Origin of the sequence: Caballeronia sp. GACF4 (assembly GCF_023631025.1) — a bacterium.
Lineage (GTDB): Bacteria > Pseudomonadota > Gammaproteobacteria > Burkholderiales > Burkholderiaceae > Caballeronia.
Window position 1 is genome coordinate 324,967 of sequence record NZ_JALQDW010000005.1, and the last position, 21,981, is coordinate 346,947.

General features: G+C 62.4%; 20 protein-coding genes and 5 tRNA genes. 7 read left to right on the forward strand and 18 right to left on the reverse strand.

The window, feature by feature from the left end; genetic code table 11:
• Nucleotides 1-15 precede the first annotated feature (15 nt).
• Entirely contained in the window at nt 16-1,575 is a 1,560-nt protein-coding gene (locus tag NCR40_RS07630) for a DHA2 family efflux MFS transporter permease subunit (protein WP_244825401.1), read from the forward strand.
• Between the two features lie 99 nt (nt 1,576-1,674).
• Here the strand turns inward: NCR40_RS07630 and truB are convergent, their stop codons facing one another.
• The 5 genes from truB to rimP form a co-directional block, all read right to left on the reverse strand.
• Nucleotides 1,675-2,616, reverse strand: a complete 942-nt coding sequence (truB, locus tag NCR40_RS07635) for a tRNA pseudouridine(55) synthase TruB (RefSeq protein WP_250509108.1) — start codon at nt 2,614-2,616, stop codon at nt 1,675-1,677.
• A 3-nt stretch (nt 2,617-2,619) separates the two neighbouring features.
• Complete coding sequence (gene rbfA, locus NCR40_RS07640) at nt 2,620-2,997, reverse strand: 30S ribosome-binding factor RbfA (protein ID WP_250509109.1); 378 nt, start codon at nt 2,995-2,997, stop codon at nt 2,620-2,622.
• 107 nt (nt 2,998-3,104) lie between these two features.
• On the reverse strand, nt 3,105-6,095 hold the full coding sequence (gene infB, locus NCR40_RS07645) for a translation initiation factor IF-2 (RefSeq protein WP_250509110.1): 2,991 nt from the start codon (nt 6,093-6,095) through the stop codon (nt 3,105-3,107).
• 93 nt (nt 6,096-6,188) lie between these two features.
• Nucleotides 6,189-7,664, reverse strand: coding sequence for a transcription termination factor NusA (gene nusA / locus NCR40_RS07650; RefSeq protein ID WP_244825405.1), 1,476 nt, complete (start codon nt 7,662-7,664; stop codon nt 6,189-6,191).
• Nucleotides 7,661-8,119 (reverse strand): ribosome maturation factor RimP, encoded by a 459-nt coding sequence (gene rimP, locus NCR40_RS07655; protein WP_250465040.1) that lies wholly within the window; start codon nt 8,117-8,119, stop codon nt 7,661-7,663. The genes nusA and rimP overlap by 4 nt, the downstream gene beginning before the upstream one ends.
• Here rimP and NCR40_RS07660 point away from each other — a divergent pair.
• Nucleotides 8,114-8,458: a hypothetical protein gene (locus NCR40_RS07660; RefSeq protein ID WP_250509111.1), complete on the forward strand. Its 345-nt coding sequence runs from the start codon at nt 8,114-8,116 to the stop codon at nt 8,456-8,458. The two genes, rimP and NCR40_RS07660, sit on opposite strands and share 6 nt — an antisense overlap.
• 17 nt (nt 8,459-8,475) lie before the next feature.
• Here NCR40_RS07660 and rluB read toward each other — a convergent pair whose 3' ends face one another.
• The 4 genes from rluB to NCR40_RS07680 all read right to left on the reverse strand — a co-directional run bounded on the left by rluB (nt 8,476) and on the right by NCR40_RS07680 (nt 14,070).
• Nucleotides 8,476-10,377, reverse strand: a complete 1,902-nt coding sequence (gene rluB, locus NCR40_RS07665; RefSeq protein WP_250509112.1) for a 23S rRNA pseudouridine(2605) synthase RluB — start codon at nt 10,375-10,377, stop codon at nt 8,476-8,478.
• A 129-nt stretch (nt 10,378-10,506) separates the two neighbouring features.
• On the reverse strand, nt 10,507-11,490 hold the full coding sequence (scpB, locus tag NCR40_RS07670; RefSeq protein WP_250509113.1) for an SMC-Scp complex subunit ScpB: 984 nt from the start codon (nt 11,488-11,490) through the stop codon (nt 10,507-10,509).
• Nucleotides 11,491-11,862: 372 nt separating this feature from the next.
• Nucleotides 11,863-13,101 carry a pyridoxal phosphate-dependent aminotransferase gene (locus NCR40_RS07675; RefSeq protein ID WP_250492489.1) on the reverse strand — a complete coding sequence of 413 codons (1,239 nt, stop codon included), beginning with the start codon at nt 13,099-13,101 and terminating at the stop codon, nt 11,863-11,865.
• A gap of 66 nt (nt 13,102-13,167) precedes the next feature.
• On the reverse strand, nt 13,168-14,070 hold the full coding sequence (locus tag NCR40_RS07680) for a LysR family transcriptional regulator (protein ID WP_250509145.1): 903 nt from the start codon (nt 14,068-14,070) through the stop codon (nt 13,168-13,170).
• 423 nt (nt 14,071-14,493) lie between these two features.
• Between NCR40_RS07680 and NCR40_RS07685 the strand changes: the two genes are divergently transcribed.
• Nucleotides 14,494-14,895 (forward strand): transposase, encoded by a 402-nt coding sequence (locus NCR40_RS07685; protein ID WP_050454634.1) that lies wholly within the window; start codon nt 14,494-14,496, stop codon nt 14,893-14,895.
• Between the two features lie 308 nt (nt 14,896-15,203).
• On the forward strand, nt 15,204-15,458 hold the full coding sequence (locus tag NCR40_RS07690; RefSeq protein WP_250465050.1) for a hypothetical protein: 255 nt from the start codon (nt 15,204-15,206) through the stop codon (nt 15,456-15,458).
• A 182-nt stretch (nt 15,459-15,640) separates the two neighbouring features.
• Here NCR40_RS07690 and NCR40_RS07695 read toward each other — a convergent pair whose 3' ends face one another.
• A complete protein-coding gene (locus NCR40_RS07695; protein ID WP_244825411.1) occupies nt 15,641-15,952 on the reverse strand; it encodes a hypothetical protein in 312 nt (103 codons plus the stop codon).
• 408 nt (nt 15,953-16,360) lie between these two features.
• Between NCR40_RS07695 and NCR40_RS07700 the strand changes: the two genes are divergently transcribed.
• Both NCR40_RS07700 and NCR40_RS07705 read left to right on the forward strand, forming a co-directional pair.
• On the forward strand, nt 16,361-16,948 hold the full coding sequence (locus tag NCR40_RS07700) for a YdcF family protein (RefSeq protein ID WP_250492491.1): 588 nt from the start codon (nt 16,361-16,363) through the stop codon (nt 16,946-16,948).
• A 295-nt stretch (nt 16,949-17,243) separates the two neighbouring features.
• Entirely contained in the window at nt 17,244-17,492 is a 249-nt protein-coding gene (locus NCR40_RS07705) for a hypothetical protein (RefSeq protein WP_250509114.1), read from the forward strand.
• 72 nt (nt 17,493-17,564) lie between these two features.
• Here the strand turns inward: NCR40_RS07705 and NCR40_RS07710 are convergent, their stop codons facing one another.
• Nucleotides 17,565-17,969 (reverse strand): gamma-glutamylcyclotransferase family protein, encoded by a 405-nt coding sequence (locus tag NCR40_RS07710; protein WP_250509115.1) that lies wholly within the window; start codon nt 17,967-17,969, stop codon nt 17,565-17,567.
• Between the two features lie 104 nt (nt 17,970-18,073).
• On the opposite strand from NCR40_RS07710, the gene NCR40_RS07715 reads away from it, so the two are divergent.
• A complete protein-coding gene (locus NCR40_RS07715; protein WP_250509116.1) occupies nt 18,074-18,916 on the forward strand; it encodes an AraC family transcriptional regulator in 843 nt (280 codons plus the stop codon).
• On the opposite strand, the gene NCR40_RS07720 is transcribed toward NCR40_RS07715, so the two are convergent.
• The 7 genes from NCR40_RS07720 to gltX all read right to left on the reverse strand — a co-directional run bounded on the left by NCR40_RS07720 (nt 18,913) and on the right by gltX (nt 21,839).
• Entirely contained in the window at nt 18,913-19,395 is a 483-nt protein-coding gene (locus tag NCR40_RS07720; RefSeq protein ID WP_244825416.1) for a GNAT family N-acetyltransferase, read from the reverse strand. The two genes, NCR40_RS07715 and NCR40_RS07720, sit on opposite strands and share 4 nt — an antisense overlap.
• Nucleotides 19,396-19,544: 149 nt before the next feature.
• Nucleotides 19,545-19,621: transfer RNA gene (locus NCR40_RS07725), tRNA-Asp, on the reverse strand.
• 46 nt (nt 19,622-19,667) lie between these two features.
• A tRNA-Glu gene (locus NCR40_RS07730) sits at nt 19,668-19,743 on the reverse strand.
• 86 nt (nt 19,744-19,829) lie between these two features.
• A tRNA-Asp gene (locus tag NCR40_RS07735) sits at nt 19,830-19,906 on the reverse strand.
• A 47-nt stretch (nt 19,907-19,953) separates the two neighbouring features.
• A tRNA-Glu gene (locus tag NCR40_RS07740) sits at nt 19,954-20,029 on the reverse strand.
• 176 nt (nt 20,030-20,205) lie between these two features.
• Nucleotides 20,206-20,281, reverse strand: a tRNA-Ala gene (locus tag NCR40_RS07745).
• 148 nt (nt 20,282-20,429) lie between these two features.
• Nucleotides 20,430-21,839 (reverse strand): glutamate--tRNA ligase, encoded by a 1,410-nt coding sequence (gene gltX / locus NCR40_RS07750; RefSeq protein ID WP_250509117.1) that lies wholly within the window; start codon nt 21,837-21,839, stop codon nt 20,430-20,432.
• Nucleotides 21,840-21,981 lie beyond the last annotated feature (142 nt).

Genomic DNA, 21,981 nt, shown 5'->3' on the forward strand with positions numbered 1-21,981 from the left:
ACACGGACCTCATCGATGTCTCAAGCCAACGTCGTTCATCCGCCGCTGACGGGCGGGAAGCTCGTCATCGGGACGATCGCCGTGTCGCTCGCCGTGTTCATGAACGTGCTCGACACGTCGATCGCGAACGTCTCGATTCCGTCGATCTCGGGCGATCTCGGCGTCTCGTCCGATCAGGGCACGTGGGTCATCACGTCGTTCGCGGTCGCCAACGCCATCTCGGTGCCGCTCACCGGCTGGCTTACGCAGCGCATCGGGCAAGTGAAGCTGTTTCTCGGCTCGATCATTCTCTTCGTGATCGCTTCATGGCTGTGCGGACTCGCGCCGACGCTGCCCTTCCTGCTCGCCGCGCGCGTGCTGCAAGGCGCGGTCGCCGGCCCGATGATCCCGCTGTCGCAAACGCTCCTGCTCGCGAGCTACCCGCGCGAGAAAGCGCCCATCGCGTTATCCATGTGGTCGATGACCACGCTCATTGCGCCTGTCGCCGGGCCGATTCTCGGCGGCTGGATCTCGGACAACATCTCATGGCCGTGGATCTTCTACGTGAACATTCCGGTCGGCTTCATTGCGGCCATCGCGACGTTCATGATTTTCCGCGACCGCGATTCCGCCATCCGTAAAGCGCCCATCGATTCGGTCGGGCTCGGCTTGCTCGTAGTCTGGGTCGGCTCGCTGCAGATCATGCTCGACAAGGGCAAGGATCTCGACTGGTTCAATTCGACGACCATCGTCGTGCTCGCGCTGGTCGCGGTGATCGCGTTCGCGTTCTTCATCGTGTGGGAGCTGACGGCGGAGCATCCGGTCGTCGATCTGTCGTTGTTCGCGCTGCGCAACTTCTCGGGCGGGACCATTGCGCTCTCGGTCGGCTATGGGCTCTACTTCGGCAATCTCGTGTTGTTGCCGCTGTGGCTGCAAACGGTGATCGGCTACACGGCCACCGACGCCGGGCTCGTGATGGCGCCCGTCGGATTGTTCGCGGTACTGCTCTCGCCGATCACGGGCAAATTCCTGCCACGCACCGACCCGCGCCGGATTGCAACTGCCGCGTTTCTCGTGTTCGCGCTGTGCTTCTGGATGCGTTCGCGCTACACCACGGGCGTCGATACCTGGTCGCTCACGCTGCCCACGCTGATTCAGGGTATCGCGATGGCGGGCTTCTTCATTCCGCTGGTGTCGATCACGCTGTCGGGTTTGCCGGGGCATCGCATTCCGGCGGCGTCGGGCTTGTCGAACTTCGTGCGGATCATGTGCGGCGGTATCGGCACGTCGATTTTTTCGACGGCCTGGGAGCATCGGTCGATCGTTCATCACGTGCAACTGGTGGAGCAGGCGAATTCGTTCAATCCGAACTTCACTAATTCGATGCAGCAGATGGGCGCAATCGGCTATTCGCACGATCAGACTTACGGTCTCTTCAACAGCATGGCGACGCAGCAGGCCGCGCAGCTCGGCGTGAACGACATGTTCTATATCTCGGCGGGGATTTTCGTCGCGCTGATCGCATTGATCTGGATCACGAAGCCCGAACGCTCGGGCGGCGGAGATTCAGCGGCGGCGGCATCAGCGGCGCATTGATCGTTGCGGTTCGTTCAGCGTGGACGTAAAAAAGCCCAGACTTCTCGTCTGGGCTTTTTTTTCGTTGCGCAGGTTGTAACTCTGGCGTCGCTGGCTCGCTCAGCCCGCCGTGACGATCAACCGTTCCGGCGCAAGCACGCCCTCGCCCGCTTTCGCCACGCCAAGCAGCCGTCCGCCTTCTTGCGTGTACACGCGCACGCGGCCCGCTTCGAGCATGTCCGTCGATACATCCGACAGCTTGAGCCGCTGGCCATGCAAAAAACGCCGGGTGGCATCGTCGTCCAGACGCACTTCCGGGAACGTCGACAGCAGCGCATCCACCGGCTGAAGCCACGCATCGCGCGCGGTTTCATCAATGTTCGCCAATGCATCGAGCGTCACCGCATGGTCGAGCGTCAACGCGCCCACGCCCGTCCGCCGCAACGCCGTCAGATGCGCGCCGCATCCCAACGTCTCGCCGATATCCTCAGCCAGGGTGCGTACATACGTGCCCTTGCTGCAGGTCACGCGAAACGTGACGAGCGGCAACGCACACGCGATCATCTCCAACGCGTGGATGGTGACGTTGCGCCCTTCGCGCTCCACGGTCTGTCCCGCGCGCGCGTATTCGTAGAGCGGCTTGCCGTCACGTTTGAGCGCGGAATACATCGGTGGAATTTGCACGATCTCGCCGAGAAAGCGCGTCATGGCATCTCGCACAGAAGCTTCGTCGCACGTCACCGCGCGCTCGTCGATGGCTTCGCCTTCCGCGTCGCCCGTCGTCGTGCGCATACCGAGGCGCATCGTCGCTTCGTAGGTCTTGTCGGCTTCGAGCAAATCCTGCGAAAACTTGGTTGCTTCACCGAAACAAAGCGGCAGCAAACCTGTCGCGAGGGGATCGAGCGTACCCGTGTGTCCCGCCTTCTTCGCAAGAAAAAGCCGCTTCGCCTTGATGAGCGCGTCGTTGCTGGACAAACCGAGCGGCTTGTCCAGCAGCAACACGCCATCTAGCGCGCGCCGGGCAATCTTCGGGCGCGGCGAGTCCTTCGTTGCACCGCTCATCGCTCAGGCGCCTTCTTCGTCGTCTTTGGCGCGCGAGGCGTTCGCTTCGTCGATCAGACGCGACATCTCCACGGCTTTCTCGATCGTCTGGTCGTAGTGAAAGTGCAGCGTCGGCACCGTATGAATGTGCAGGCGCTTGAACAATTGGTTATGCAGATGCCCGGCCGCGTGGTTCAACGCTTCCTCGGTTTCCTTCGGGTCGCCGGTGAGCGTCGTGAAATAGACCTTCGCGTGCGCGTAATCGGGCGTGAGTTCGACGCTCTGCATCGTCACCATGCCGATGCGCGGATCTTTCACCTCGCGCATCAGCTCGGAGAGAACGCGCTGAATCTGATCGGCGATCTGCACGTTGCGATTCGGGGAAGTACGTTTTTTAGCCATGATGTTTTCCGTATATTCGTCGCGCGCCGCACAAAAGAAAAAGGGCGGAGCGAGCCGCGCGGCCCGCTCCGCCCTCTCGCCTTGGCGGCTCGCTGCAAGTTACCGCTTTACAGCGTACGAGCCACTTCGGTCACTTCGAAGACTTCCAGTTGGTCGCCTTCGACGATGTCGTTGAAGTTCTTCATCGAGATACCGCACTCGAAGCCCTGACGCACTTCCTTGACGTCGTCCTTGAAACGCTTGAGCGAGTCGAGTTCGCCGGTGTGGATCACGACGTTGTTGCGAATCACGCGCACCGAAGAGGAACGCTTGACCACGCCGTCCGTGACCATACAACCTGCGATAAGGCCGATCTTCGGCACGCGGATGACCTGGCGCACCTCGACCATACCCGTAACCGTTTCGCGCTTCTCCGGCGAGAGCATGCCGGACATTGCCGCCTTCACTTCATCCACAGCGTCATAGATGATGTTGTAGTAGCGAATGTCGATGCCGTTGGATTCCGCCAGCTTGCGGGCTTGCGCATCCGCACGCGTGTTGAAGCCGATGATGACCGCCTTCGAAGCCGTCGCCAAATTGACGTCCGACTCGCTGATCGCGCCGACCGCGCTGTGCACGATTTGCACGCGCACTTCGTTGGTCGAAAGCTTTTGCAGCGATTGCACCAGCGCTTCCTGCGAACCCTGCACGTCGGCCTTGACGATGAGCGGCAGATTCTGCACTTCGCCTTCGCCCATTTGCTCCAGCATGTTCTCGAGCTTCGCGGCCTGTTGCTTGGCGAGCTTGACGTCGCGGAACTTGCCTTGACGGAACAGCGCGATTTCGCGCGCCTTGCGCTCGTCCGGCAGCACGATGACTTCTTCACCCGCAGCCGGCACTTCCGACAGACCCTGGATTTCCACCGGGATCGACGGACCCGCCGTCTTGGTCGGCTTGCCGGTTTCGTCCAGCATGGCGCGAACGCGACCGTACGCGCTGCCCGCCAGAACCACGTCGCCGCGATTCAGCGTGCCCGACTGCACCAGGATGGTTGCGACCGGACCCTTGCCCTTGTCGAGCTTGGCTTCGATCACGAGACCCTTGGCCGGTGCGTCGATCGGTGCCTTCAGTTCCAGCACTTCAGCCTGCAGCGACACGTTTTCCAGTAGGTCGTCGATACCCTTGCCGGTTTTCGCCGACACTTCGATGAACGGGGAATCGCCGCCGTACTCTTCCGGCACCACGCCTTCCGCGACGAGTTCCTGCTTCACGCGGTCGGAATTGGCTTCCGGCTTGTCGATCTTGTTGATCGCCACGACGATAGGCACGCCACCCGCCTTCGCGTGGGCGATGGCTTCCTTCGTTTGCGGCATCACCCCGTCGTCGGCCGCGACCACCAGAATGACGATGTCGGTTGCCTTCGCACCGCGCGCACGCATGGCCGTGAAGGCCTCGTGACCCGGCGTGTCGAGGAAGGTGATGACGCCACGCGGCGTTTCGACGTGATATGCGCCGATATGCTGCGTGATGCCGCCCGCTTCGCCCGCCGCCACCTTGGCGCGACGGATGTAGTCCAGGAGCGAGGTCTTGCCGTGGTCGACGTGACCCATGACGGTGACGACCGGCGGACGCGGCAGACGCTCTGCCGTTTCTTCCGTGGTTTCGCCTTCGACCAGCAGCGCTTCCGGATCGTCCAGCTTCGCCGCGACCGCGCGATGGCCCAGTTCCTCGACGATGATCATCGCCGTTTCCTGATCCAGCACTTGGTTGATCGTGACCATCTGGCCGAGCTTCATCATGATCTTGATGACTTCGGACGCCTTCACCGCCATCTTGTGCGCGAGATCGGCCACCGAGATGGTTTCCGGCACGTGCACTTCACGGATGATCGGCTCGGTCGGCGCCTGGAACGTGGTCTGTTCCTGATGCTTGCCGCGACCCTTCGGGCCACCGCGCCAGCCGCGATCGACGCCGCCGCTCGTGTCGCCGCGCGTCTTGATGCCACGGCGCTTGGACGCGTCGTCCTGCCAGCCGCCCTTGCCGCCGGCCTTCTTCTTGTCGCCCGCGGGTGCGGTCGTGGCGGGTGCCGCCGTGCCGCCCGCTGCCGGCTTCTTCGCCACGGCAGGACGTGCCGCCGTCGCGCCTTCCGGACGCGCCGGCTTGTGCAGCGTGCCCTTCGCTTCCGCAGCCTTGGCTGCTTCGGCCGGCTTGGCGACCACGGGCGCCGGCTCCGGCGCCTTTACCTGCGCCTTGCGCGGCGTGTTCATCATCTCGCGGATGGCGCGTGCCTCGGCTTCCGCTGCCGCGCGACGTTTCGCGATCTGTTCCTGTTCGACACGCGTTTTTTCAGCAGCGGCGCGCGCGGCGTCCTCCGCCTTCTTGGCGGCTTCGCGTTGCGCGGCGCGCTCGCTGGCAGCCCTCTCTTCCGCAGCCTTTTCGGCGGCTTCGCGTTGCGCGGTGTCGTCCACCTTCGGCTCGGGCTTCACTTCAGCCTTTGCATCGACCGTCGGCGGCGTGCGCGCTTCCTGACGCGCAGCCGATGCCGCGCGCGAGATTTCCGCTGCCTGCGCGGCAGCAGCCGCACGACGCGCCGCTTCGTCTTCCTGACGACGACGCTCGGCTTCAGCCGCTTCCTCACGCTGACGACGTTCGCTTTCCTCGCGTTCGAGCTGAGCCTGACGCTCCTTCAGCTCGCGCTCTTCGCGCTCGAGCTGCTCGGCGGCGCGACGCGCTTCTTCCTCGCGGCGCTGCAATTCGGCTTCGTCGACTTCTTCCTCGACCGGAGCGGGCGCCTCGGCGGCTTGTTCCACGCCGGCCTCGTCGCGCTTCATGAATACACGCTTCTTGCGCACCTCGACCTGAATGGTGCGAGCTTTACCCGTTGCGTCAGATTGCTTGATCTCCGACGTATGCCGGCGGGTCAAAGTGATCTTGCGCTTGTCGGCGTCGGCGGAACCGTGCGACTTGCGCAAATGATCGAGCAGACGCGCCTTGTCCGTCTCGGACAGGTCGTCGTTCGCGCTTGCTTTCTGGACGCCAGCCGCCTGCAACTGCTCGAGCAGGACGCCCGCAGGCATTTTGAGTTCCGCGGCAAATTGGGCTACGTTGTTACTCGCCATTCATTCCTCTTGATGCAAGGACAAATCCTTGCGGTTAGATCGGGGTCACGCGGCCAAACCGGCCGCCAAATATCAGTGCGCCATGGTCATTTCTCACTGGAACCAGTGTTCACGTGCTTTCATGATCAACGCCTTAGCGGCATCCTCTTCCACACCGGTCATTTCGACCAGTTCATCCACAGCCAGCTCCGCGAGTTCGTCGCGGGTCTGGATCTGGTGTTCAGCGAGCTTCGCGAGAAGCTCGTTGTCCATTCCTTCGAGACTCTTCAGATCGAGCGCGACGCCTTCGACCTTCTCTTCATTGGCGATCGCCATGGTCAGCAACGCGTCGCGCGAACGGTTACGCAGTTCGTGCACCGTGTCTTCGTCGAAGGCTTCGATCTCGAGCATTTCGTTGAGCGGCACGTACGCGATTTCTTCGAGGCTCGTGAAGCCTTCGTCGATCAGGATGTCGGCGACTTCCTCGTCCACATCCAGACGCGCCATGAACAGATCGCGCAACTTGCCACGTTCTTCGTTCTGCTTCAGCGCCGATTCGTCCGGCGTCATGATGTTGATCTGCCAGCCGGTGAGCTCGCTGGCGAGTCGAACGTTCTGGCCGCTTCGGCCGATGGCAACCGCGAGTTCGTTTTCGTCTACGACGACGTCCATCGAATGCTTTTCTTCATCCACGACAATCGACTGGACGGCTGCCGGCGCGAGAGCGCCGATCACGAACTGGGCGGGGTCTTCCGACCATAGCACGATGTCCACGTTCTCGCCACCAAGCTCGTTGCGTACGGCCTGCACGCGCGAACCGCGGATGCCGACGCAAGTGCCGATCGGGTCGATACGCTTGTCATAGGCGATCACCCCGATTTTCGCACGCACGCCAGGATCGCGCGCGGCCGCCTTGATCTCCAGCAGGCCTTGCTCGATTTCCGGCACTTCCAGCTCGAACAGTTTCATCAGAAACTCGGGCGCGGTGCGCGAAAGCTCGATTTGCGGGCCGCGCGCCGTGCGGTCGACCTTGGCGATGTACGCGCGCACACGGTCGCCCACCCGCAAGTTTTCCTTCGGAATCAATTGGTCACGGCGCAGCAGCGCTTCCACGCGACCGGATTCGACGATGAAATTTCCCTTGTCCAAACGCTTGACCGAGCCGGTCATGATCTTTTCGCCGCGCTCGAGGAAGTCGTTCAAGATTTGCTCGCGCTCGGCGTCGCGCACTTTCTGCAGGATGACCTGCTTCGCTGCCTGCGCGCCGATACGGCCGAATTCGATGGACGGAATCGGTTCTTCGATGAAGTCGTCCACCTGCGCGTCGGGCTGTTGCTCCTTCGCTTCGAACAGCAGGATTTCCTGATCCGGCTCTTGCAGGCCGGCCTCGTCCGGCACCACGCGCCAGCGGCGGAAGGTTTCGTGCTCGCCGCTTTCACGGTCGATCGCCACGCGAATGTCGACGTCTTCCTCGAACAGCTTTTTCGTTGCCGATGCAAGCGCAGCCTCCAGGGCTGCATACACCACGTCCTTGTTGACGTTCTTTTCGCGCGCCAGCGCATCCGCCAGCATCAAAACTTCGCGACTCATTGTTTGCGGCTCCTAAAGTCAACTTTGGGGACGAGACGTGCTTTGTCGAGGTCCGCGAGCGTGAAATCGAGCATCGCGGCGCCGTCCTTCCCTTCAAATTCCAAACCGATCGTGTCGCCGTCGGGGGCATGCAAAATGCCACGGTACGACTTGCGCCCGTCCAACGGCTTTTTCAATGTGATGACGACTTCGCTCCCCGCGAAGCGTTCGAAATCCGCCAGCTTCTTGAGCGGACGGTCGAGACCCGGCGACGAGACTTCGAGCCGGTCGTAATCGATATTCTCGACTTCGAGCACATACTGGAGCTGGCGTGTGACTTTCTCGCAGTCCTCGATGGCGATACCGCCCGGATGGTCGATATATATACGCAGCATGCCGCCTCCCGAACGCTCGAGATCGACAAGCTCGTAGCCTAAGCCCGAGACCGTGGTTTCAATCAGTTCCGTCAGTTGCACAGTCACTCCAAGGTGTTCGCGCGCTCCACGCCGACAACACCTGCGGGCATGCGCCATAAGCGGGCGCGCACCCTTCTTCCCCGAGATGCCGAACCGAAAAGCCAAAAAAAAATGGGCGCAACGCCCATCTTCTTCAACCGAGATCGCACTCAGGGCAGAGAGAAAAACTACGTGCCCAGCGACTTTGTGATTTTAGCCATTTTTCGGGATAAACGCAAACGTAGACGGCCCGTTCAGGCTCGTTTCGTGCCGGAAGACAGACTTTTTGGCTTGCATTTGCAAAAAACGGTCGACGCCATGAAGAAGCCTGTCGACCGTTACTTGCGAATCCCGCAATGACACGGATTCGACGACGACTAGCGCCCGCGTGTCCGATTTCGCGGACCGCCGCGCGCCGGACCGCCCGGCTTGCCTTGTCCCGCGTTTTGCTGGCCGCCCGGACGATTGCCGCGCGGACCGTTGCCATTCGCGGCTCGCTTGGCCGGACCCGCCGCGCCCGGCGCACCACTTTGAGGACGCGCGCCGCGAGGACCGCCACGGCCGCCCGGTGCGCGATTTCCGTTAGCCTCGCCGCCGCCCGCGCGGTTGCCGTTAGCCTCGGCGCCGTTGCGTCGGCCTGTGCCATTGCCGCTCCGGTTGCCCGGGCCGCCGCCAAAACCAGCACCCGCGCCGCCCATGCCGAAGCCGCCCGACATGCCGCCCGCCGCGCCGCGCCGACCGCCGCCGTTGCGTCCCGGCGTTTGCGACTGCGCGATGCGCGCATGCGACATCAGCACCGGCTCACGCGTGATGATGCCCATCGACGTCTGCATCGGATCGGGCTGCACGCGCGGTGCGGAACTACGGCCACCCTTTTCTTCGGTCGGCAGCTTGAGACCCACCGCCGCGAGCAGGCTGCGCACCTGGTTATCTTCGAGCTCTTCCCAGCGGCCACGCTTGAGACCGCGCGGCAACGCGATCGGACCGTGACGCGTGCGGATCAGGCGGCTGACCATCAAGCCCGCGGCTTCGAACATGCGGCGCACTTCGCGATTGCGGCCTTCGGCCAGCGCGACGTGATACCAGTGATTCGTGCCTTCGCCGCCACCATCTTGAATGCGCAGGAAGTTCGCGGGACCGTCGTCGAGTTCGACGCCCTTTAAAAGCTTCTGCTTCATCCCTTCCGACAACTGGCCGACCACGCGCACCGCGTATTCGCGCTCGACGCTATAGCGCGGATGCATGAAGCGGTTCGCCAGATCGCCCGAGGTGGTAAGCAGCAGCAAGCCTTCGGTATTGAAGTCGAGACGGCCGACCGCGAGCCACTTGGCGGTTTTCATCGACGGCAGCTTGTCGAACACGGACGCGCGGCCTTCCGGGTCGGCGTGACTGACGATTTCGCCTGTCGGCTTGTGATAGAGCAAGACGCGCGGCGGTTTGCTCGCCAGCTTGCGCTTGAGCGGCTTGCCGTTGATACGCACCTGATCGGTCGGCATGATGCGCTGGCCGATATGCGCCGGCTCGCCGTTCACCGATACACGGCCCGCGATGATCAATTCTTCCATGTCGCGCCGCGAACCCATGCCGGCATCTGCAAGAACCTTGTGCAGCTTGGGCGCGTCGTCGTCCGGTTCGAGCACGCGCTTTTGCTGGGGCGCGTTGCGGCCACGGCGGAGCATCGGCGCGCGCACGCCGCTCACGCCGTTGTCGGCGTCGAAGGCGGGGGACGTGACGTAGGCGAAAACGTCGTCGACATTGGCGGCTGCGGCGCGTTCGCCCGTTGCCGGTGCGGCTTCGGCACGCTTGCCGCGCGCTTGCTGCGGATTCTTGCGCCGGCTGCCTTCGCGCGGCGCGGCTTGAGGCGCGGCATCGGCGGCGGCGGGCGCCTCGGTTGCATCGACCGGTTCGCTTGCACCGGCTTCCGCCAATTCACGGCGCGGATTCCTGCGGCCGCCCTTTGCCGCGTTGGCGCGCGGCGCGCGGTTGCCCGCTTCCTTGCGCGGCTTTGCGACCGGTTCCGCTACGACGCCATCCGGCGTTGCCTCGGTCGCGGTGTCGGGTGAACCCGGCGCGCCTTCGGCGCCCTTGGTCTTGGCGACAGCACGGCGCCGCGCGATCAGACTGCGTGGCCCGCGGCGCAGGCCGCGGCGCGGACGATCGTCGCCTTCGCCATTCTCGTCGCTGCGCGTGCGTTCGCCGGCGTCGGCCGGTTCATGGGCGTCCGCGGCGTGCACGGGGCGCGCGGAATCAGGCGAATCGCTGTCGTGGGAATGTGTCAAAACAACCTCAAATGTCGAATCGCGCGTCTCGTGAGGCGCGTCAAAAATTTCCGCTGATCGGTTCGGCCGGTCGTCTCGAAATGATCATTTTGGCGAGCCGAAGCGGATCAGGGGCCATGCAAAATTGCGTCAGGCGCGGCGCGCCGTAGGTTCTTCGGAGTCGTCGTCATCCGAAGCGAAGTCGTTCAATGCGCGCGTGTCCCGTTCATGGCCGTCTTGCGCGCCATCGGGCGGAGCGGGAACGGCTGAATCGTCGACTTCGTGCGCTTGCGTGCCGTCGGGATGCGCGTGCAGTTCAGGCGCGGCTCTCAGTGGCTGCGCGTGAATTGCGGCGTCCGGACCGGCATCGCGGGAGTCACTCGCGTCGGCGCTTTCGGGTGTTGCTTCAGGCTGTGCCGCGGTTACGTCCGCGGGCTGCACCGACTCGGTGAGCGCGATGACGGACTCGGACACTTCATTCGGGTTGACTGGCGCACTTGCGGGATGTTCCCCGGCGGCAGTCGATTCATCCGCAATGCTGGCTGTGGGCGGTGTATCGCCGGCAACGCGATCCGGAAACTCGATCGAATGCTGCGACAACAACGACGCTTCCAGTTGCGCCGACGGATTATCCAGCGCGGGCAATTCATCGAGCGCGGTCAGCCCGAGGTCATCCAGAAACTGCTTCGTCGTGGCGTAGAGCGCCGGACGTCCGGGCACGTCGCGATGGCCGATCACTTCGATCCAGCTCCGATCCTCTAGCTGCTTTACCACTTGCGTGTTGACGGTCACGCCGCGAATCTCTTCGATATCGCCACGCGTTACTGGCTGCCGGTAAGCAATGATCGCAAGCGTTTCAAGCACGGCGCGCGAATACTTCGGCGGCTTTTCCGGATGCAAGCGGTCGAGATAAGTCCGCATCGCCGGCTTGCTTTGAAAGCGCCAGCCCGTTGCGAGCGCGACCAATTCGACGCCGCGGCCCGACCAATCGGCCTGAAGGCCTTCGAGCAGCGTGCGAAGGGTATCCGCCGATACGTCGTCGGCGAACAGCTTGCGCAATTCACTCAGTCGCAGCGGTTCCTGCGCGCAAATCAATGCAGTCTCGAGGACGATCTTCGCCTCTTGAGTATTCATGCAGCTTGGGTCAACCCTAAATGGTCAATGAGTGGTCAATGAACGGCCAATGATTCGATTCAAACCGGACTTGCGCAGGTTCGAACGCCACCGAAACGGTGCGGACGATAAAGCTGGTCGCTGAGTTTCAAGACGCGCTCGCCCGATTTTGGTCGGTCATATTGACTGGGAGCACGCACCGGGGAGAGGCGATATCGGGCGTTCGATCGAGCGAAGCGCCGGGCCATCCAGCCGGACGAGGTGGCGCTTTCCTGGATGAAAGCGCGTGACTGAGCGCCATATTACGCAAAAAGAACCGGTGCGTAAAGATGAATACGGGCGAACACGCAATCGGCGCGCTCCTTACTTCGCGCGCCGCCGATATCCTCGACCTCAGACGCGCGTCGAAAGAAAGGCGCGCAAACGCTCGACGCCCTTGTCGAGCCGCGCGGGATCGCACGCGTAGCACCAGCGCACGAAGCCTTCGCCCTCTTCACCAAACGCGCTGCCGGGCGCAAGCCCGAGACCGGCGTCGCGCACCAGCGACTTGCAAAGCTCGAGACTGCGCGACGCGCCGGGCAGCGAGAAAAACAGGTACATCGCACCGTCCGGCGCGCGCACGTCGACGCCGTCGATGGTCTGCAGCGCCTTGACCAGATGATCGCGGCTCGCGTGCAGGTCCGCGACGAGCGATTGCGTGAAACGCTCGCCCTCCTCGACTGCGACGATGCCCGCCTGCTGCACGAACGACGGCGCACACGACGTGTTGTATTCCACGAGCTTGCCGAGGTCGTCCATGAGACGCTCGGGCGCGACGATCCAGCCGAGCCGCCAGCCCGTCATGAGCCAGGCCTTCGAAAACGAATTCACGGCGATCACGCGTTCATCGCGCGATGCGAGGTCGAGGAACGACGGCGCAACCTTGCCGTTTCCGCCGTAATACAGGCGCTCGTAGACTTCATCCGCGACGATCCAGATGCCGTGGCGGCGGCAATGCTCGAGAACGGTGCGCTGCTGATCGCGCGTCATCGTCCAGCCGGTCGGGTTGTTCGGCGAGTTGATCATCAGCATGCGCGTCGACGGCGTGAGCGCGGCGAGCAGCCGGTCGAGATCGAGCGTCCAGCCGTTTTCGCCGTAACCGAGCGAAACCGTTTCGACGCTCGCGCCGAGAATCTTCGGAATCTCGACGAGATTTGGCCACAACGGCGTCACCGCGACCACGCGATCGCCCGCGCCGACGACGAGTTGCGCCGCCAGCATCAGCGCGTTCACGCCAGCGCTCGTCACCGCGACGTGCGCGGCCGACGTATCGCCATGCAAGGCCGTGACGTAGCGCGCGAGCGCCTCGCGCAAAGACGCGACGCCCAGGTTATGGGTGTAGAACGTTGCGCCATCGGCGAGTGCGCGACTCGCGGCATCGCGAATGAACGGCGGCGTCACGCGATCCGATTCACCGAACCAGAACGGCAGCACGTCCGGCACGCCGAAACCGGCATTCGCCACTTCGCGAATTTGCGACGGACGCAACGCCCGCACGGCATCGCGTGCGTTGGGCGCATGAGGCGCACCGCTTTCGCGCGCGCCCGTCAATTCGCTCAGTTCTGCGCTCACCGCGCCTTCCGATTCACTCATTGCACGCCTCGTCGAATAAAGAACGCAGTCTAACGCTCCCGGCACATTTTCGAGACAAACGGCCCGTCAGGTCAGTTGCTCGGCGCGCGGAGGCAGCGCGGCGATCAGCGACCAGACCGACTCCGCCGCCGGAGACAGCGAGCGGTCGCGCCTTCGTACGAGTTCCACGGTGCGCTCGGCGCGCGGTTCCAGCGGCAGCGCGATCAGCAAGGAATTCGCAGGCAAAGGCAGCGCGAGCCAGGGCAACACGCTCACGCCGACACCCGCCTCGACCAGTCCGAACACCGTCGCCGGATGGCCGAGCTCTTGCACTACCTGCGCCTGAACGCCGTGCCGCTGCATGACGGCATCGATGATTGGCCGGCTTCCCGAAGCCTGATCGAGCATCACGAGCCGCTCTCCCGCGAGCGCTTCCCATGGCGCCGCAGACTCGTGCGCGAGCGGGTGATCGCGGCGTGCGACGAGACAAAACGAATCGGTCATCACGGGCTGGCCGTGAAGGGCGTCGTCGGCCAAAGGCCCGATCACAACGCCGAAATCCGCTTCGCCCGACTTGACCTGGCGGAGCACGTCGGATTGGACATCGTCTCGCAGAATCAATGTGACGTGCGGAAATTCTCGCAGACACGACGCAATCACGCGCGGCATCAGCCGGCACGCGACTGTGGGGCTCGCCGCGACGATCACCCGGCCGCGCTTTTGTTGCCCCAATTCGCGCACTTCGTGGAGCGCGGAGTCGAGGTCGGCAATCAGCCGGGACACCGTGCCGACGAGATTGACGCCGACATCCGTCAACTGCACTTCGCGCGTCGTCCGGTCGATGAGCTTCAGCCCGATTTCCCCTTCCAGCTCGCGCACGCATCGGCTGACCGCCGACTGCGTCAGGCCGATTTCATCGCCCGCGCGGCTGAAACTACGCAACCGCGACACCTCGATAAAGACGCGCAACTGGCGCAGCGTCACGTTCAGCGATCCGTTCATTCCCGACATTCATCAAGAAGCCCGTTTCATACGGATTATAGCGGCGGCAACCACGCCGAATCCTCCGAACGTACGTTTCGCTGCGGTGCAGCATAATTGCGAAAACGCACGCTGGATGGGCTCTCTGCACAGGATTGGTGATTGTCCCGATTTCTTATCCGGCTCGTTTCGGGTCTGATACGGGCCATGCTGGCGTTGCGTCAGCCTACTGCCATGCGGGTTTCCCGGATTTTGCGACGCGCATGGCACGGTTCTCGCATTTCATTGCGCACAGAGGTCGGGCGACGAGGCATTCAGAAACAATCGTCTGCCGCACCGTTCCGACTCTCTCCTGGTAATTCGTTCATCGGATTCCGACCAGAGTGCGCGGCGCGGGGCAGCGCACCGGGGTTAGCTTCGCTGAGGTGAGATATGGTGCTGTTCGACGATTTGAGAGATAACGAGTGGGCGCTGGTTGAGGCTTTGTTCTGTTCCGAGCCAGCGCGCAGTGAGCGGCGCGGCCGTCCGCGCGTCGAAGCGCGTTCGGTGGTCAACGCCGTGCTGTGGGTGCTCTCGACGGGTGAAGGCTGGTCGAAGCTGCCCGGGCGTTATCCTTCGCCCCCTACTTGCCGCCGCCGTTTCGACGAATGGCAGGCGGACGGCACGCTTGCCGAAATCGTGAAGCGTTTGTCGAGCAATGGCCGCGAAGTCTCGCTGCGCGGACGCATTGGTTCGAGCGCAGCCAAGCCGCCCGCGCCGCCGAGCCGCGATCGTCTGCGCGGTGCATTCTGGACCAACCCGGAATCGTGGCGCGCCCCGGCCAAGATGGCCTGATCTATCTGCTCCGCTCGAAGCAGGCTGATTTCCATACATTCCCTGTTTCGGCTCAGTTTCGCTTCATTCCCTGCACGCGGGCGTTCGGCCCGCGAGGCATCACCTTCCGCCGATATTCGCCGCGCACGCCCTTCTTTGCGTGCCGGCCTTTCTCGCCGGTCATAGTATGGCTCGCCAAAAAAACTGGCGAGGCTCAGCTCAAACGGCGGAGAAACAACTCTTTACCATTGCTTACAGCGTGTTGGCTGCGCAAAGCATAGTTTGGTGAGTGGAATAACAGGCCCTGTTCGGGTTTGAGGGGACTCGCCATGAAGGTATCGATACTGCTCGCTTGCGGTGCGCTCGGCGCGCTGACGAGCGCGGCGGCATCTGGGCAAGCCCGGCCGCCGCCGGGGTCGGATTTGCATCTAAATACGAGAGCGGCCATGAGCGCGCCGCAGGATATCGCCCGGACGCGCGATGTGACGCCGCCCGCTCCGCGTGGCGATCTGCGCGGCGATATCGCGAGCAATGTGCGCGCGCGTCCCGATTCCGAAAGGGAGAGCCAGGGACGGCATCATTGACGGACGCGCGTTTGCGTAACAAAGTGCTGGACCATTCCCGTGCGAAACGGGATTTTTTTCGTCCGCGCCGGTGTGAAGCCACGGAAAGACCGGACGCCCGAGAAGATGCCCGGCGGACAAGACTGACGACGACGCTCCCTCGGCCCGTCAGCCGATCAGTCTCAGCTCCAAGCACTCGCCGTTTAGGCTCTCGCCTCGACTACGACTTCCTGGCCGCCGAACGAATAAGGTTCGCTGCGTCTCAAGTCCCAGTCGATCGATCGTTCGTCGCGGCAAAGCCGGTTGAATTCGTTTTTCCCGCGCTCGGTTACAACAGCGATATCCACGGGTGCATGAAAACCCGGCGCTGGCGCAACGGTGCGCTGTCTCGTGAGTTCGAGCAGCCCGAGTGCGCGCAGAAGGTCGAAACCTTTGGGACGTTTTGCCCAGGGAACCTGACGATACTGCGCTCGGCGAAGTGCTTCGAGTACGGCTTCGTTAGAATACGTGGTCATCTCGTTCTGTCTTCCTGTGCAGCCATGACGACGCTCGTGACGGTCGCAAGACGGTCCGCGACGTCGACTAAACGCGGCGCGCCGAATTTCGCGTTGCCAAGCATGATCAGCTTGCTGGCGAATGTTTGGCCGCCGCTTGCGTTAGGTGCTGCTTTCTATTACAAGCCCCCGTTGAGAGCGCGCTAATCACGCGCTTTACTGCGACACCCGCCGATGCGTTCCCGAAGTCCGCGATGACGGAACGAATTGTCCTCAAACCAATACGTTACCCCAATCAAATTGGTTCTATTTACTTTATTGCTGCTTTTTTTTGCATTATTTGCGCTTTGGCGACGCCGCCGCGTCCAGATTGCCGTTCTCACCGTCATTTTGGCGTGGGCGTGCGGTAGCGGATGGTTCGCCGGGCCTTTGCTCAATCTGGCGCAACAGGGCTTTGATCAGACGATCACGCCGGACTTCGCACCCAAGACCGACATCGTTCTGATGGGCGGCGGAACGGACAGGGAAGGCACGGGGCTCATCCCGAAAGCGGATTCGATCCCGCGCATTGCGGCGGCGGCGAAGTTGTACCGGGAGTGCCGTGCGTCCGGTGCGTCGTGTCGATTGATCCTGAGCGGCGGCGACCCGCAAAACCACGGTCAGGCCGAAGCGGACAATTACGCGCCTTACGTGCTTGCGCAGGGCGTCGCGCCCGGCGATCTCATCCGCGAAAATCAAAGCCTCAACACTTATCAGAACGCGCGTAATGTCGCCGCCATTCTGGGTGATGCACATGACAGCGATTTGATCGTCATTACGTCGGCGTACCACATGCGACGCTCGCTGGCCGCGTTCGACGCATTCGGTTATCGTCCGCAGGCCTACGTTTCAGATGTGCGACATAACTCCGTCACACTTCTGCCCCGCTTCCGCAGCTTCGAGAACAGCGAGCTTGCGGCGCACGAACTCGTGGGCATGGCGCGCTTCGAGGTGTATCGCTGGCTGCGTCTTTATTAAAGGCGCTGGCCGAATGCGTGAATCGATTGCGCGAGGTTTAGTCAGGACTAGCTAGCAACGAGCCGCACCTGTAAGATCGCGCACCGGCTTTTCGAGGGCCGGCCAGGAATCGTGATTCGACACGTCGTTGCCCGGATCGGGGTCTACGATGGGTACGGTCCGAAGCGCATTGCCGAAGACGTTCGGGTAGCGAAGCACCTCCGTGCGATGCGGGACTGGATTTTGCTCCGAACTATGCGGCAATACCCGGATCGGACAGGCGATTCCCGGATTCAACTGTCACCAGGAGGTTAAAATGAAGAAAGTGTCCGTGGCTGTTCTGTTGTCGTTGAGCGCGCTTGCATCGGTGGCCTATGCTCAAAGCGAGCAAGGCGTGACGATGAGCACCGATCCCGCGAAGATCGCGGACGTCGAATCGCGCGCACAAGCTCTGCAATCGTCGCAGCAAGACAGTATGCAAGGCATGCATTCGCAGTCTATGCATAAGTCGGGTAGTCATCACAAGAAGTCGCACGGCAAGTCGACGACCGGTTCGAGCCAGTAAGTTCGCTTCCGGCCGCACGGCTAGTTCTGTCGCGCTGCGCTCTGGTGCGTGAGCACTTCGGGCGCAGCGTAATCAACGAACGAGCCAATCGCCGCTTGATATCTTCGGTAGTCCTGCAACTGATTGCGCCGAGACGGGGTACATCAGGCAATCGATGCGCGTTCTCGTGCCATCCAGTTCCACTTCGACATGCATCCGGTGCGAGCGAAACAGTCCTTCCACACCGGGATACACCTCTTCGATTTCATCGAGCACAGGCACAAGCGATTCTTCGATTCGATAGATATCGCCACGAATCGGCGCACCGGTATCGTCATCGAGCACTAGTCCGGGATAAGCGCCGAAATCGAAAAGATGACCGCGCACGTGCGCCGCGCCCAGATACTCCGGTGTCGCCAGATCATGGCGCTCTGCCGCGCGATTGATATCATTGGCTTCGCCCGCGCGCAGGGTGCCGTACACAAAGACGTATTGCATCGGAGAATGCCGCTCCATTCGTGGCGTTGAACGATCCGCGCATTATGCCCCGCGAAAATACGCTGCCGCGCGGGCCGTCCGAGCTTCCGCCCGAAAGGCGATCCATGACTACGTTCGTCGACACGAATCCAGCCAGCGAGAATGTCGAGCACCTCGACATTCCGGTCGAACATTCGCCGACCCGCGATCATCCGATCCGCGTGCGCTCGCGGCCCGTGCCGTATGGCGTGCGAATCGCGCTGCATACACATCCGTGGGCGCAGGTTGCGTACACGTCACGCGGCGTGCTGCGCGTGGCAACCGCCGATTCGACGTGGATGGTGCCGCCTTCCCGTGCGATCTGGGTGCCGCCGAACGTGACGCATGAAGTCGTGATCGTCGAGGACGCGTATCTACGCACCCTTTACGTCGACGCCAGCGTCGTGCCGCCCGGCCTCGGCGCGTGCCGCGTGGTGGAAGTGTCGCCGCTGCTGCGCGAGATGATCGCCGCACTCGACGAAGACGCGATTTCCCGCCAGCGTGAGCGGCTGCTCGGCACGCTTGCGCTCGATGAAATCATCCGCTCGCAGCCACTTCCGCTTTCCGTGCCGATGCCCAATGACAAGCGCCTGCGCGCGCTCTGCGACGCCGTGCTGAGCGACCCGTCGCATTCGGATCTGGAACGATGGTCGTCGGAAGCCGGGGCGAGCACGCGCACCATCGCGCGGCTCTTCAGGCGCGAGCTCGGCGTGAGCTTTTCGCAATGGCGCCAGCAAGCCGTGCTGGCACGCGCCATTCCCCTTCTTAGCCAGGGACGACCGCTGGCGCAAGTCGCACGGGAATTGGGTTATCAAAGTCAGAGCGCGTTTTCGGCGATGTTTCGCCGCGCTTTCGGGCAAAGTCCTCGCGCGTTTTTTTCGCGTGATGCGGGAACGGGCCACGACGAACGCCCGATGGACGACGCCTAAACGCGGCGCACCATGTGCCGGATCGAACCGAGCAAGGCGAGTCGCGGTCCCGCCGGACGATAGCCCAGACGCACGTAGAGGCGCGCGGCGGGGTTGTCGACGAATACGCGCAACTGGCACTCGGCGAGCCCTCGCGCACGCGCCCAGCGATGCGCCGTGTTCAGCAGGAAGGTGCCTGCGCCGCGTCCGCGAAAGCCCTGCGCGATCTGCACGTCACGAATATGCAGCGAGTCGTCTTCCTCGGTCACGCGCATGACGCCAATAGGCACGCCGTCCGCCTGCAGGATGAAGTTCTCCGACTCGCGCCAGCTCGACAGAAACAGGTCGCCCCGCCACACGAGATTGTGACGACGATAGTAGCCGACCATGTTGTCGTGCGTGAGCGCTTCGGCGAAAGCGAAATCCGCCATCGACGCCTGGCGCAACTGGAACAGAGAGAGGTCTTCGGTCGGGTCGAGCATCGCACGCGGGACGGGCACGAGGAGGTGCCCTAAACACTATGACAGTGCGCGCCTGCTGGCAATCGACAAATCGATGTTTGCGCAGGATTCGGTGCGCGGGACCTGACGCAAGCGAAAAAACGAGCCCAAAAAAAATCCAGCCCGAAGGCTGGATTTTCTCAACTAGCTGGCGGAGCGGACGGGACTCGAACCCGCGACCCCCGGCGTGACAGGCCGGTATTCTAACCAACTGAACTACCGCTCCAACTCGTTCACCGATTGCAGCGCTTTTACAGCAGCCGCCGATGTTCTGGCGTCCCCTAGGGGATTCGAACCCCTGTACTCACCGTGAAAGGGTGATGTCCTAGGCCTCTAGACGAAGGGGACTTCAACCTACTAAAACTAAACTATCGACACAGCGTAGCGAAAAAAAATCCGGCTTATCAGCCGGAGTCTTCCTGCTTGCAATGCGTTGGCGGAGCGGACGGGACTCGAACCCGCGACCCCCGGCGTGACAGGCCGGTATTCTAACCAACTGAACTACCGCTCCAGCGCTTACTTCCAGGCAGCGCTTCTTACTAGCAGCCGCCGATGTGCTGGCGTCCCCTAGGGGATTCGAACCCCTGTACTCACCGTGAAAGGGTGATGTCCTAGGCCTCTAGACGAAGGGGACAGAAACTTGTGTATCTGTCTTTGCTACTTAATCATTCGCTCTGGGCTTAACAACTTGCCGCAAGCAGCGAAGACCGAAATTCTATACAACCTGATGTTACTTGTGAAGTATTTTTTGCGACTTCCGAAACGCTGGAAACCATACAAACAATACCACCTGCCCTGCAAAACCATTCTTGGTGGAGGTAAGCGGGATCGAACCGCTGACCTCTTGCATGCCATGCAAGCGCTCTCCCAGCTGAGCTATACCCCCTTGCAGAACAGAAACGAGATTCTATAGGCCATTTTTGAAGTTGTAAATACCCTTTGACGCTCGTAGCGAAATTTTTTACCTCTCTTCATGCATTTGCGCGCAATGCATGCATCGCTGGCATTCATCGCGCGCGGCTTTGCGTCTTCAGTCAGCTTGCGGCCAGTTCCAGCCGACGCAAAACGGCTTCGCGGCCGAAGAGCGCAAGCACGGCGTCGAGGGACGGCGTGTGCGTCGTGCCTGCAACCAGCAAGCGAACCGGCATCGCGAGTTGCGGCATCTTGAGCTTGTGCGCGGCAAGCGTAGCCTTCACGGCCGCGGCGATCGCTTCCTTGCTCCACTCCGCTTCGGCGAGCGCCGCGCGCAAATCGGCGATGGCCGGCCGCACTGCATCGGTGACGTGCTGCTTGCGCGCTTCGGGATCGATCGTGGGCTCGCGATAGAACATCACGGCGTTATCGGCGATTTCCTTCACCGTCGATGCGCGGTCCTTCAAAAGCCCGATCGCCAGCTCCAGCGGCGCGCCGTTCTCGATCGCGCTCGCTTCGATACCCGCCTCGCGCAAGAACGGCCGCGTGAGTTCCGCGAGGCGACCGTTGTCCGCTTCCTTGATGTAATGCGCATTGAGCCAGTTGAGCTTGTCGTGGTCGTATTGCGCCGGCGACTTGCCCAGATGCTCTAGGTCGAACCATTCGACGAACTGTTCGCGCGAGAAGATTTCCGCATCGCCATGCGACCAGCCGAGGCGTGCGAGATAGTTCACGACCGCCTCGGGCAGATACCCGTTGTCGCGATAACCGGTCACGGCCATGGCGCCATGACGCTTGCTCATCTTCTCGCCCTGCTCGTTCAGCACCGTCGGCAAATGCGCGTAAACCGGCACTTCACCGCCGAGCGCGCGCAGGATGTTGATCTGACGCGGCGTGTTGTTCACGTGATCGTCGCCGCGAATGACGTGCGTGATCTGCATGTCGAGGTCGTCGACGACCACGCAGAAGTTGTAGGTCGGCGTACCGTCGGGACGCGCGATGACGAGATCGTCGAGTTCTTCGTTCGAGATCTCGACCGTGCCCTTCACGGCGTCGTCCCACGCGACCACGCCCGTCAGCGGATTGCGAAAGCGCACCACCGGCTCCCCGCCTTCGGGAACCGGCGGCAACTCCTTGCCCGGCTCGGGACGCCACGTGCCGTCGTAACGCGGCTTTTCGCCCGCAGCGCGCTGACGCTCGCGCAGGGCATCGAGCTCCTCGGTCGACATATAGCAGTGATACGCGAGCCCCTTCTCCAGCATCTGCGCGACCACTTCGCGATAACGCTCCATGCGCTGCATCTGATAGAACGGACCTTCGTCGAAATCGAGGCCGAGCCAGGCCATGCCTTCGAGAATCGCATCGACCGAGGCTTCGGTGGAGCGCTCGACATCGGTGTCCTCGATGCGCAGCACGAAGGTGCCCTTCATCTTGCGCGCGAACGCCCAGGGATAGAGCGCGGAGCGGATGTTGCCGAGATGGATGAAACCGGTCGGGCTCGGTGCGAAGCGGGTACGGACTTGGGTGGTCATTGCGGTTTTACTCGATGGATGGCGTCTGTCTCGCTCGAAGCCGATGCGCGCTCTACCCGCCTCAAAGCAGACGAGAAGTGTCCAATGACGGCTGATTCGGAAGCGTTCGTGCGGCTGGATCACGCGGCCGGCGCTTCGTCAA